This is a genomic window from Falsiporphyromonas endometrii, from assembly GCF_042654485.1.
Lineage (GTDB): Bacteria > Bacteroidota > Bacteroidia > Bacteroidales > Porphyromonadaceae > Porphyromonas > Porphyromonas endometrii.
In genome coordinates, this window is the sequence record NZ_JBHSGO010000004.1 from 48,982 (window position 1) to 62,449 (window position 13,468).

General features: G+C 37.2%; 9 protein-coding genes. 2 read left to right on the forward strand and 7 right to left on the reverse strand.

What is annotated here, in order from left to right:
* Window positions 1–287: 287 nt before the first annotated feature.
* The 6 genes from ACFO3G_RS00255 to gap all read right to left on the reverse strand — a co-directional run bounded on the left by ACFO3G_RS00255 (window position 288) and on the right by gap (window position 6,246).
* On the reverse strand, window positions 288–1,883 hold the full coding sequence (locus tag ACFO3G_RS00255; protein WP_380076861.1) for a PH domain-containing protein: 1,596 nt from the start codon (window positions 1,881–1,883) through the stop codon (window positions 288–290).
* Between the two features lies 1 nt (window position 1,884).
* The gene (locus tag ACFO3G_RS00260) at window positions 1,885–2,247 is read right to left on the reverse strand and encodes a PH domain-containing protein (protein ID WP_380076863.1); all 363 of its coding nucleotides are present in this window, start codon (window positions 2,245–2,247) and stop codon (window positions 1,885–1,887) included.
* Window positions 2,248–3,019: 772 nt separating this feature from the next.
* Window positions 3,020–3,289 (reverse strand): hypothetical protein, encoded by a 270-nt coding sequence (locus ACFO3G_RS00265; protein ID WP_380076865.1) that lies wholly within the window; start codon window positions 3,287–3,289, stop codon window positions 3,020–3,022.
* A gap of 233 nt (window positions 3,290–3,522) precedes the next feature.
* Entirely contained in the window at window positions 3,523–4,095 is a 573-nt protein-coding gene (locus ACFO3G_RS00270) for a hypothetical protein (RefSeq protein ID WP_380076867.1), read from the reverse strand.
* Window positions 4,096–4,477: 382 nt separating this feature from the next.
* Window positions 4,478–4,726 carry a hypothetical protein gene (locus tag ACFO3G_RS00275; protein WP_380076869.1) on the reverse strand — a complete coding sequence of 83 codons (249 nt, stop codon included), beginning with the start codon at window positions 4,724–4,726 and terminating at the stop codon, window positions 4,478–4,480.
* A gap of 515 nt (window positions 4,727–5,241) precedes the next feature.
* Window positions 5,242–6,246: a type I glyceraldehyde-3-phosphate dehydrogenase gene (gene gap / locus ACFO3G_RS00280; protein WP_380076871.1), complete on the reverse strand. Its 1,005-nt coding sequence runs from the start codon at window positions 6,244–6,246 to the stop codon at window positions 5,242–5,244.
* Between the two features lie 372 nt (window positions 6,247–6,618).
* Here gap and ACFO3G_RS00285 point away from each other — a divergent pair, with 372 nt between their 5' ends.
* Window positions 6,619–7,851, forward strand: coding sequence for a metallophosphoesterase family protein (locus tag ACFO3G_RS00285; protein WP_380076873.1), 1,233 nt, complete (start codon window positions 6,619–6,621; stop codon window positions 7,849–7,851).
* Window positions 7,848–10,940 (forward strand): AAA family ATPase, encoded by a 3,093-nt coding sequence (locus ACFO3G_RS00290; protein WP_380076875.1) that lies wholly within the window; start codon window positions 7,848–7,850, stop codon window positions 10,938–10,940. The genes ACFO3G_RS00285 and ACFO3G_RS00290 overlap by 4 nt, the downstream gene beginning before the upstream one ends.
* Before the next feature lie 339 nt (window positions 10,941–11,279).
* Here ACFO3G_RS00290 and ACFO3G_RS00295 read toward each other — a convergent pair whose 3' ends face one another.
* Window positions 11,280–12,407: a redoxin domain-containing protein gene (locus tag ACFO3G_RS00295; protein WP_380076877.1), complete on the reverse strand. Its 1,128-nt coding sequence runs from the start codon at window positions 12,405–12,407 to the stop codon at window positions 11,280–11,282.
* Window positions 12,408–13,468 lie beyond the last annotated feature (1,061 nt).

Here is a 13,468-nt window from a genome sequence, read left to right on the forward strand (position 1 = left end):
AACAGTCTAATATAGCACATTAATCAACTGAATATTATCACTTTAATTAATGCACGTCTTTAGTATTACAAGCAATAAATTAATTAAAGTTATAAGACAATATTCAACAAACCTTATGGATATCTGGTTGCAAGATATTAAAAAATCATATATTCAAATAAAAGAAAGCAATAATATTCTCCCAAAAGTATGAAGAATGCAATTTTACACCTTTTTAAAAATAAACTGTTAATGGCATATAAATCCGAAAGTTATAAGGTAGAGCCATAGCACCATACATAAAGCGACTATAGAGACAACCTTGATGATTGAGGGCTTAACAAATTAGGATGTAAACTTAAAATCGTACTCAGGTCTGATGTTTCCACCTTATAAATCACATACTTCTGAATCACCTTTGCATCTTCAAAACCTATGCTTCTAACACTGTATGTACTTCCTTTTGTCCTAAAAGAAATTGTAGCACGATTGCTTATGCGCTGAAAAACAGATTGTCTAAGGACTACATTCTCAACCATAGACATGGGAAGGAAGGTCTTCTCTATTGAAAAAGCACCACCATATATCAAAATTGTATCATTTGAAATACTGATAGCACTCCTCTTTTTATACATGAGAGAGATCGCAAATCCAGTTAGCAAAGATACCAATGGAGCCAACATCCCCCAATAACCAAGTTGAGCAAAATAGAATATCACTCCAATTATAAAAGTTATCGGTATCCAGATTGGCAAAAACTTAATCCAGAAAACTCCCATGCCAGACCTTATTCGGTGGACCTTCTCCAATGATTGATCGATATTTGCCCAGTTAAAAATGACATCCTTCTCTCTCCATGCATAGAATACATTCTTTTCTCTCTTTGATCCTAAAGCATTTTTTGACATCTCAAGCCACAATGTGGAGAGATTGAGCATTCGTTCCAACGGATTGGTTTTAAATATGACAGCTACTATTTTATCTCTATTAATAGTCGTCGACCTTCTTGTAAACAAGCCGGACTCAATCTTTATAGATGTGCCTTTTATCCTTAGGTCAAGTCCATAATACCTAACCAATACTTTGATATTCCATGCAATCAAAAAGACTCCATACATCAAAAGAGCTATCAGCACCAAACTTGTAAATGCCAGTCCATTGTATACTCCTTCGACCTTTGAAGCAATCACATCAATATACCTATTAATAAAGCTGTCAAACTTACTGTACATCGAAGATAACAGAAGAAATGCCACACCTATTCCTTTCAGATGATTTTGTGAAGAAGCACCCAACAAAAGGCGTAGAACAGAATACCTAATAATCACGTCACCACTTTTGTCAGACACCGACTTTTGCTCAGCAAAATCACCCTCCTCCATATGCTTCTCATTCGTAGCCTCCTTGCTTTGACCGGCATCTATGACCGAGATACTATCATCCCTACAAAAATCTATAGCTTCAACAAAATCATCCAAATCTTGCCGAGTCATTATCAAGGCAAGTTCTTCTTGTTTGTCCACAATCGTATCTATCGAGACACTTGCCAAATCAAAAAGTCTATAAGCAGGCGATCTTTTAATCCTGAGAGCATGAACTTTGTCTACAGGTATGATGATTGCTTCCTTTGCAATAATGCTTTTACGAAGATAAATATTGCCATCACTGACTTTTAGTTTGGTCTTATAATATCTCAAACATCCCATCAATATGGGGAGAAGAATGAAATGCAAAACTGCAATTGATGAAATTATCAAAACCGCATTTAGATTGCCCCACTTGGACAAAATAATTAAGAAAAAAGGCCAGAGGATTTTAATCAATCGTTTAGAAGACTCGATAATTTCGATGAAGAGGGCATCCTTGCCCATGCGACGATATTCACTAAATGGATGTTGTGCCATATCAATGAATTTTCGTCATAATAAAATCACGCAACTTCTCGGCAGACTCCATAGACAAACCTCGGATAACAACCCCTTCTGAGAGTTGAGAACCATCTTGCAGCTCAATAGTAAAGAAGCCAAAAATACGACTAAATAATCCCTGCTTAACATTAACCTGCTGTATCTTTGAATATGGGAGCGTGGTATATTTTGTCAAAATAATCCCCTTCCTATAGGTAAGATCCATTTCACGGATCGAATATCCTCTGAAGGTCAAAGCCTTTTTAAGGATAAAGAGATTGACAAACATACACACAAGAGAGACGACACTCCATGCGACAAAAGAATACAAAAAGATAGATGACCCAGAGATTTCATTCATATCAAATAAATAGAACAAAATCCAGGGAATCAGAGCAATAATGAACCAGACAAGGATCGATTCAACCCTTAATACTTTTACAAACCTACTCTCTAAAGGTCTAAAATCAAGATCAGTAGAACTTTTAAGCTCGTCCGGATTTATCTCTAAATTGCTATAGTCAAAATTAGTCATCGGTCATCTTAATAAATCAATGAAAAACGAAGATAAGAATAAATCAAATACACTCACTGAGATGACCAATTACGAGTGGAATATAAACAGATTTAAGAGCTAAGTTTGGACCGTCAGAAACGATATATTGTGACAGAGAATAGATCCTGTATTTTCACTTAATCCGCATCAAATTAGATAAATAATGTTAAATATAACCAAGCGTTATATTGGATAAAAAGAGCATTATTTAGGACTTAAAAAGGGGATTTTTCGTACATAAGAGAAAAGGTATAGAGATTTATTAGCATCTCTATATGTTAAATTATATAAAGGGTGCTTTTTATTTATCTTTCGTCTGCTTAAAAACAGACTTTAGGCTGCATTTTTTTGATGGTCGCGCGACTTGCAATCCATTCTCGCGCTACTTTGAAAGTGAACTCGCGCGAGGTAGCACCTGAAGTAGCGCGACTTCGCATGTCAAGGTCGCGCGACAACAGATCGAAAGTCGCGCGAGAATAGATTGCTTCTCGCGCGACCTTACTTGTTAAAATAGCGCATAAATAAAGCCCGTTTCGTACTATAAAACGGGCGTAGTCGGCAAAGAGATCAGGTAACCCTAACCCTCGAACTTATGAATTTGTGTTTGAATGAGTGTTGTTTGAGTAGATTTTTGAGTAGCAATAGAGATAACAGTATTTAACAAATTAAGAGCTTTCAAGACGAGCTTCACAGCCCACATAAACAGCCCTTTTGACTGAGCACCTTTGATAGTTGCTTTGCTGATAATCTGTTTCAATTGTCCAAGACATATCTTACCCTCTTGAAGGAACAATCCGCCAAGTAAAAAGCTTATGAAAAGTAAGATATATAAGACGATTATCTCCATGGTTTTCAATTAATTATCTTCGACAAGATACAAAAAAACAGCAAAATCAACAATAAGGCTCAAAGATTATTCTATTGAAGTAGGTTTTATACCTAAGGGATTAACAAAAGAAATAAAGGATAAGTCAAACTTCCCTCATAAGCAATGGGGCGTGCCAACTGAATATGACACGCCCCATTATTTAGTATTATTATCAAGTTAACGCCAATCCTTGGCATTGTCCTTGAGAATATTTATTCTTGAAAATATGCAGTATATAATCCTGTCGTCTTTCCCAATCCCTTGACAGTCTTGATGAATTTGACAGCTTCATCGTTTTCTTTACCAATATTGGTTTGAAATACAATATTGTACTTATCACTTGTATAGTTAACTATCAATGTATCACCATCGTTTTCTTGATTTTTTTGAAATCCAAGATTAGTAAGTAGTGTTTCAAATTTTGCATTGTCAACGAAAAGAATAAGCTCGTCGGGATCCATGTCGCCGGCTTCATTTTCAATGCCGTATCCCACTCCCATTATGACACTCATTTTGCCACTGGCAAAAAGATGCATTTTCTGATTCATTATAGGAACCTCTATGCGTTCCCTTCCGACAGCCTTCTCATGATTTTCAATACGAGAAATCTCTTGAGGAAGCTTAAGGTAAGGCAACTCAGCCCATCCGGCAATATCCCTCGATCCGGTTATACCATTGTCGATTTCAATCTGTGGTTCATTGTTTTTGTCACTTCCACACGAACTAAGTGCGAATCCTGCTGCGATAAATAGAAATGCTGCCAGGAAGAAAAATGTTTTTTTCATTGCGTTACATTATTAAATTAGATACGAATTATCAAGTAGATTATATAAATTAACAAGTGGCTAATGATACATGCAAAGTCAAAGAGTCACAAAGGTAATAAAATGTACTTTTAGTGTTTGTACTAAGAATTTAAAAGAGAAATCTCATTACATCTTCCACCAACGACATCCTTTGAAATCAAAAAATCCGAACATCAGTTGCTGCTTCTCCTTGTAGTTCAACAACTGGCGAACTGATTTTGCCCTTCCCTTTATCAAGAAGCAATTTTGAAACTTCCATCCATATTTCTACGGAACCGCCATTATACTTTTCATAATATCTAAGGTTGATAACACCAAAATAGTACTCCCCTTTCTCCCTACATATCATTGTTATTACAGATCATCCGTAATAATCCATTTCCGGGAATCCTATGATATAATTTCCATTTATACAAGGAAACACATAGGGTTGACCTTCGCACTCAACAACCACAATATTCTTACCACTCGTAGAAATTTCCTGCATCTTCATAAAAAATAAAGGACTACTATTATTCTCATCCTTTTCTATTTTTCCGCAAGCAGAAAATAGGATTACTGCCAACCTAAATAACGAGAAGAACTTGGATAGATCATCACTGGTCGTCATTTGGTTCAATTGCTTTTATTAAGATGCCGGACAAATATCTTCATCGGCAAAGATATGTAATATAACCTCAAAACTAATCAGTAATCTTAAATATTTATATCATTATAGCTACCACAATATGCCTTTTCTCAAGAGTAACTTTTTATGTATCAAGCAATAACTTTCATAAGCTAATTCACCAAAAACAGCTCAGAATTGCTGGAAGGATTAGGCGACAAGAGAAATAGAGGTTGAGCGTACTTCTTGTACGTGACTCCTCTATTTAATCGAAGTCAACGACATCATTCATCAATTATGGACATAAAAAGAGGCTCAACCACCAATGAAGATGATCGAGCCTCAAATATATTTAACTACCTAACTGATGAACTCCAAAACACATTCCGAGAAAAACAGCTCAGAATTGCTGGAAGGATTAGGCGACAAGAGAAATAGAGGTTGAGCGTACTTCTTGTACGTGACTCCTCCTATTTACTCCAAGTCAACGACATCATTCATCAATTATGGGATGTTTTTTAGGCATTCACTTTTGCCATGTGTAGAATCAATTCACAAACCTTGTTTGAATAACCCCACTCATTGTCGTACCAAGATACGATCTTAACAAATGTATCTGTCAATGCGATACCGGCTGTAGCATCGAATACAGATGTACGTTCTTCACCGATAAAATCAGAAGAAACAACTGCATCTTCTGTATAACCAAGGATTCCCTTAAATTCATTTTCTGAAGCACGCTTCATCTCTGCACAGATCTCTTCGTACTTAGCCGGCTTTGCCAAGTTAACTGTCAAGTCAACTACAGATACGTCCAAAGTTGGCACTCTGAAGCTCATACCTGTAAGCTTGCCATTAAGTGAAGGGATTACCTTACCAACAGCCTTAGCAGCACCTGTACTTGAAGGAATGATATTGCCACCTGCAGCACGTCCGCCTCTCCAGTCTTTTGCAGAAGGTCCGTCTACAGTCTTCTGAGTAGCTGTTGTAGCATGCACAGTAGTCATAAGTCCGTCTACGATACCCCACTTGTCATGAAGGATCTTAGCTACCGGAGCAAGACAGTTGGTTGTACAGCTTGCATTAGAAACCATCTTTGTACCCTTTTCGTACTTGTCAAAGTTAACACCACAAACGAACATCGGAGTATCGTCCTTTGAAGGAGCAGACATCACTACATATTTAGCGCCTGCATCGAGGTGACCTTGGCTCTTCTCTTTTGTAAGGAAAAGACCTGTTGATTCAACGATGTATTCTGCACCAACTTCACCCCACTTAAGGTTCTTAGGATCCTTTTCTGCTGTTACGCGAATAGGATTACCATTGACATAAAGAGTACCATCCTTAACTTCAACGTCACCATCAAATCTTCCGTGAACGCTATCGAACTTTAGCATGTAAGCCAAATATTCAACATCTTGCAAGTCGTTAATAGCAACTACTTGAATATCCTTTCTCTTTTGAGCTGCTCGGAATACCAAACGTCCGATACGGCCGAAACCGTTAATACCTACTTTGATCATGATTTATTTTATTATTTATGTATGATTAATCGCTATACAAATTTATGGGCATCTTCGTGATTTTCCTGAGTATAATAATAAAAGAAAGATCCATCAATCCCCTTAATTTTTGTCTCGTAGTACTTTCGTATTACAAAGGTAAACAAAAGGTAGCTAAAAAAAGAGTCCAAGGAGATTAAGAAGCTATTTGAATTTATTTGATGATTGCCGAAAGAAAAATTGATACAAATCCTCGTAATTATTTTACAATAAATAAGAAAAAAACTATGACGCATCTTGAATGTATAAAGGACCTTTCAACATATTCCAAAAAAACATACCTTTATAAAGGCTACGACAACAGGACCACTTAATCAAACCATTTTTACGATTATGAAGATTATTCACACCGCTGACTGGCATTTAGGCCAATCATTCAAAGGGGAGAAAAGGCTTCAAGAGCAATCTCTTTTTCTCGACTGGCTTCTTAATATCATCGAAACAGAAGAAATTGATGCACTTCTGATTGCAGGAGATGTTTTCGACATCACAAATCCTCCTACCGAATCAATCAAAATGTTTTATGACTTTGTCAAAAAAGTCTCATCCAAAGCAACACAATGTCGCATATATCTAATTAGTGGCAATCACGATTCGACCTCAAGGCTGGATGCACCTAAGGAGCTTTTACTTACACACAACTGCTACAGCATAGCTTATCCGGATCTTGAAAATATCAGTTCCGAACTCTTTCCTCTATACGAAAAGGGAAATAACAAACCGGTAGCTTACCTTTTGGCCCTGCCATATTCCGGATATGGTCGCTTTTTCCAAAGCATAGACTATTCAGAAGAGATGTCGAAAAAACTTACCGAACTCTCCAAAGAGGCCAAAAAGATGCACCCGGAGCTTCCTCTTATTGGGATGGCACACCTTTTTGCAGGCAAAGGGACATTCAATAAAGATGATGATAGCTTAAGGAATGTAGGCACCCTCGACCAGGTAAAGATTGGAGATTGTAGCTTCGACTACCTTGCTCTTGGGCATCTTCATAGACAACAAAGTATTGAAAGCAACTTTCCGGCCAGATATTCCGGCTCTCCTATCACACTTTCATTTGCAGAAACCGGATATAGGCATGGAGTCGATCTTATTACGATAGAAAATGGGGAGGTAAAATATCAAAGACAGATAGAGTACAACTCCCCCGTCAAGTTGGTAAGAATTCCGGAAAAAGGAGAGGTCGATGCAAAAAAAGTAATCGATCAAATCAAAGAGATCAGCAATCAAGAAGACAACGAACTGGCTCCTCTTGTTGAGATACATATTAATGAAGTTGAGAAAATCTCCTCAGTGCTGAATGACCTAAGAAAAGCAGCAAAAGAAAACAACATAAGACTGACCGGGATATACTCTGATTTTGCACAAAAGTTTAATCAAGAATTTGAATCAGAAAGGCTAAATAGCACAGAAGAATTACAGGGAATAGCCTGCGGGTCCGGAATAAAATTGCCCGAACCCCAAATGATGGCAGAAGAATACTATCAAAAATTATATAGCAAAGAGATGCCTACAGATATGAGACAAGCACTTAACGATATAATAGAGGAGGCAAAAGCCCTATGAGAATACTAAAAATAAAGATCAAAAATATAGCGGCTCTCGAAGGAGAACATATCATTGACTTTGAAGCTGAACCCTTAAAATCCACCAATCTCTTCGCTATAACCGGTCCTACAGGAAGTGGCAAGAGCACCATTCTCGACTCCATATGCTTAGCCTTGTATGGAGCAGTACCAAAGCTAAAAAGCACAAATGACAAAGGTGGTACAGAAGAACTAAAAAACTACAATGAACGTGTTTTGTTAAGACGAGTCACCGGAGAAGGATTTGCAGAAGTTACATTCAGTGCCGACGACAAAAATATCTATTGCGCTCAATGGTACTGCAAAAGAGCCTACGGCAAAGCAGAAGGGAATTTACAGGCTGCACAACGAGCACTCACAATTTATAACGAGGGTAAATGGGAAGCCTATGGAGAACAAAAGATCAGCAATATCAATCAATCTATCAAAGAGATCTTAGGATTTACCTTCGATGAGTTTACGAGATCTGTTATCTTGGCACAAGGAGACTTTGCCTCCTTTCTTAAAGCAAGTGAAAACGACAAAGCAGCTATTCTGGAAAAGATTACCGGAACAGAAATATATTCCCGAATATCAGAGATCATCCATGCAAGATATAGTGATGAAGACAACAAACTCAAAACCATTACTACACAACTTGATAGTATTCATATTCCCACAAAAGAGGAAAAAGAGGATAAACTAAGAGATCGTCTTTTGCACAACAATGAATATGAGACAACAGTAAAGATCCTTAAAGGGAAACAAGAGGAACTAAAAAACAAACAAGACTTCAATAGAATTTCAGGAGAGATAACAAAAGAAAACGATCGACTGAAAGAGGCTTTGCAACAAAAAGAAAATTTAGAACCACTCATAAAACAAATAAAAGATACAGATAGATCTCGAAAAGTTAGAGAGGACTATCGAAAAGGAATAAGCCTCGATAAGGAGATCAACAAAAGTGTAAAAACTATTGAGCAGCTCAAGATCACATCCGAAAAGCTGCAAACCATCTACAACTCCAATGAAAGAGCTACAAAGGAATCAATCAAAATATTCAACCAAACGCAAAAGAGATACAAAAGTTTCGAAGAAGATATAAAAAGTGCCAGAGTATTGGATCAAGAAATTGATAAGCAACAAGCTATATATAATGAGATCCAAAAACAGGAAAAAGATATTGATCAGAAGGTCAAAAAGGGTGAGTCTGACATTGCCCAAAAGAACGAGCAATCCCAAAAGATTAGAAAACAAATAGACGATAATCAAAAGAAGATCGATGATATCAAAGCTCTTGCCTCTTTGGAGGAGAACAAAGATCTTATTTTTGATCAACTGAAAGAATTGGAAGGAAAAACAAAAGAACTTGCAACTCTGGATCAAGAAACGAAAGAACTCAAGAATAATCTGAAAAGCAAAAAGGAGATCCTTATAAAGATCAAGAAACAAATCGAACTACTCAACAATATTGTTCCAATAGAGGTTATCAACCTGCACAAACAGCTCAAATGTGATGATGAATGCCCCGTCTGCAGACAAATAGTGAAGGAGATCCCGAAGTTAGAAATACAAACTTCACAATACAATGTATCGAATCTCGAAGCCGAACACAACAAAGCTAAACAAGAGGAACAAAAGTGTCAGTCAGACATACAGTCTCTTACTGATGCCGAAGCCAAAAACAGCCAAAAGACTCTTGATCTTAAACAAGAACTCGAAAGTCTGACAAATGATATTAAGTTTGCTATCAGACCATTCTATCCAATCGAAGTCGAGAAAACAATCAATGCCACTAAACTAAGAGTCAAAATCAACAACGATATTAAAAAGATAAAAGAGCTCGATGCTCAGAAGCTATCTTTGGATAATGAACTTAACAAACAACAAGAGTACATTGAGATAAGGAAAGAACTCTTACAAAAGGAACAAGAAGAACTAAAAACAATAAGGCTTAAAGCAGAAAAGGATAGGGTTATTCTCGAAGAAAGCATTAAAAGAAGGAAAAGATTGCTTGGAGGTGCTCCGACCGACAAGTTTGAAAAAGAACAGCAAAGCCTGGTTGAGAATGCTCGCAAAGAAAAAGAAAAGCAAGAGAGGACTCTCAATGAAACAAAACTTGAATTGGGACGAAAATCATCTGCAATTGAGCAAAACAGTAAGATTCTAAAAGACAAACAAGATGAAAGCAAGCTGCTCAAAGCGAAATTAGACGAAGAGCTCAAACATCTAAAACTAACCATTGAAGAGGTACAACTAATCGAAATGTTCGAAAAAGATGGTTATGATAAGGCCCAAAAGGATGTCAAAGAAAATGAAACCTTGATCACAAATTGCCGGGCAGTCCTAAAAACTAAAGAGACTGAATACAACAATATATTGACCAAATATCCGGAAATTGCAAATAGCGATGAAGGAACTGAGGCTCTTGAAACAGAAGTAAAAGAACTTGAGCTAAGACAAAAAGAGTTGTCTGAGAAGGTTGGGGCTATAGACAACGAACTGCGCAGATGGAAAGAGGATGAAGAGAAGATGAAAGACACTCTGGAGCTCTACAAGAAACAGAAGAAAACAACGATACTTTACAATAGTTTGGATAAACTCTTTGGAGGGACCGGAAATAGCAGTAAATTTAAAAAGATAGCACAAACAAAGACTTTGAGCTATCTGACCATCATTGCAAACGAATATCTTAGAGATCTCAATAATAGATATGAACTTAAGACTATGGGGGAAGACCTATCGCTATTTGTAATAGACAAAAGATGTCTCAACGAACAAAGAACGGTCAATACCTTATCAGGTGGAGAAACCTTCCAATGTTCGCTGGCTCTTGCTTTAGCACTAAGCAATATCTCAAAAGGGAATTACACCACCGAAAACCTATTTATTGATGAGGGTTTTGGTACGTTAGACGCCAAAAGTTTAGATGAAGCTATTTCTACATTGGATAACCTTAGCTCAAGAGGGTCTAAAATAGGAATCATAAGTCACGTAGGAGCTCTAAAAGAACGAATTGGCACAAGGATAGATGTTATACCTCAGGGAGCAATGAATGCCAGCCGAATAGAGATTAAAAGACCAAACTGACAAAGTTGAGTTATGATGACATTAATTATTTTAGTCGCCCTATAAGTAAAGATAAAGCCAAAATATCTTAGATAGATTAGGATAGAAAAAGACGACAGGCCAAAGAACAATACAAATAAAAGACGGCTAAGGGATGTGTCAGCAATCAGACACAAAACCTTAGCCGTCGATATATTAACCTATTTGAAGGCCATTAAACCAAAGCTCCATAGCAACACACTACGTAACCATTGATCACACTACGTAACCATTGATAAAGATCACGAGTATTCTAAACGAATCAAGTATTTCATCAATGGGTTAACTGTTACTCAAAAAACAGAACTAAAAGGTCATACCTCACTTTCCAAACTGCTCTTTTAGAATCTTCTCAATACCTTCACTTGAATGAGATCTAAGAATGATTTTACCATCAGGGCCGATAAAAACAAGTGTAGGAATTGCATAGATACCATAAGTTTTGTCTACAGATGGCTGAACTTCCGGGTCAGTATAAATAACCGGCCATGGCACCTGCATTTGATCCATTGCTTCAACAGTCTTAGGAAGTTGATCCCATACTGCAACACCCACGATGGCGAAGTTCTTGTCAGCATATCGCTTATATAGCTTTTTCAATGTCCTTATCTCTCGTCTGCAAGGACCACACCAACTCGCCCAAAAGTCAACAATAGTATAGTTACCCGGCTTGATAAAATCGCTCAAAGAAAGAGCACTTGCAGGATTCTTGGGATCGACACCCTTAAAATCAGTATAAGGTTGCCCCTTATCTGTCTTAAGCGTATTTCCTGCCAATGTAATATATCTATCCATACCGGGATAGTTACGGACTTCATTAGATGCCTTATTGACGTAATCCATAAATTCAGAAGCAGGCAAAACAGAAAAAGCATCCAAGAGCAATACCGCACCAAGCGCATCGTTTGGATGCTGAGCAATCGCAGTCTTATATGCATCTGTGGTAATACGCTCATTCTTTTCAGAAAGCTTCATGATTGCTTCTTGCTTCTCTTTATCTGAAAGACCGGCATTGTTGATAATCTTATCTGCTTCTTCTTTTAGAGGAGCAGAAGCTTTCTCAAGAGATTCATTAAAGGCAGCGTATGCATCATTAAGCTTAGTTCCTTTCGCACAAAAATCATTATCCATATTGGCAGTGATCTTACCGGGCTCATTGAAGAAATAAATCATCAAATTAGAATAGAGAGCCTGGATACGCTTTGTGGTGTCAGCATTGAAAAAATGACGGACTACACATTCATTTGAGCCCTTCTTCAACGCCGGCAAAACAACACTATCAATAGGTGCTCTTGAACCATCAGCTACGAAATAAATCTTAGTTTTTCCTTTTACAAGAGAAGAGGTAGGAATAGCGAGTCTCAGTTCAGTCTTAGGAGGCTGAGAAGCATAAGCAGCAGAAACAATAAACAAAGAAAGAACTGCTGCGATAATTCTTGAAAAATTCATAATGTCATCATTTATATACAATGCGACAAAGATAAAAAAATGAACAACATCATAACGGAATCTCCCACAATAATCCCCAAACTTAAAGCCAGATTTATCGTTGGACGGTAGATTCTAATGCCCCTCATTAGAAATTATTATTCTTAATACATTATATATCATCGTTTTTAATCTTATAAAATGATTCTTATCTACTAAATTTCTCCACCATTTTGGTGCGATGTGATAAAGGGAAAAAGGGCTGTGAATATTTGAGTGTATGTGATACTCCGATGTTCTATCGACATTTTTGGGATTATGCAAAGCAAATAGAGATTAAGATTGATAAGATTAAAGGAATGAATAAATCAAGTGGGGCAAGCCGGGTTTACAAAGCAACAAGGGTAATTGTCATGGTTTTGTGACAGGGATAGAAACACTTGCACATAACNCATTATGCGAAGCAAATAGAGATTAAGATTGATAAGATTAAAGGAATGAATAAATCAAGTGGGGCAAGCCGGGTTTACAAAGCAACAAGGGTAATTGTCATGGTTTTGTGACAGGGATAGAAACACTTGCACATAACAGAAAAGACAATCGAAAGGAAATACTATAGTAAGAACTTTATCATGTACCAAAACAATATCTATATATCACCCGCAAGCATAAAAGAAATCTGATCTTGATGATACAAAGATGAGTCATGCATCAAGGGAGCAAAGCCGAACTGGAATAGAAGCAACAAAGGCGAATTCTCCTTTGCAAAGACTGCATGCAAAGGAATAGTACAGAACCGATCAAAAGAAGACCAAGAGCGAATTTGGAGACAGTATCAATTGAGATGCTATTGGGATATGGATAGAAGTTCGTCCTCGCTTAATTAATAAAGAAAGAGGCCTAAAGATATGACCACCATCTGTCATTATTCTTATGCCTCTTTATACATAGAAAGGATATGTACAATGATATGCACAAAAAGAGAGAGGGAGTCGAGGACACTGCTGTCCAAGACTCCCTCTCTTCGGTTATAAAACGGCGGCTACCTACTCTCCCACTGTTACGAAGTACCATCGGCGTTA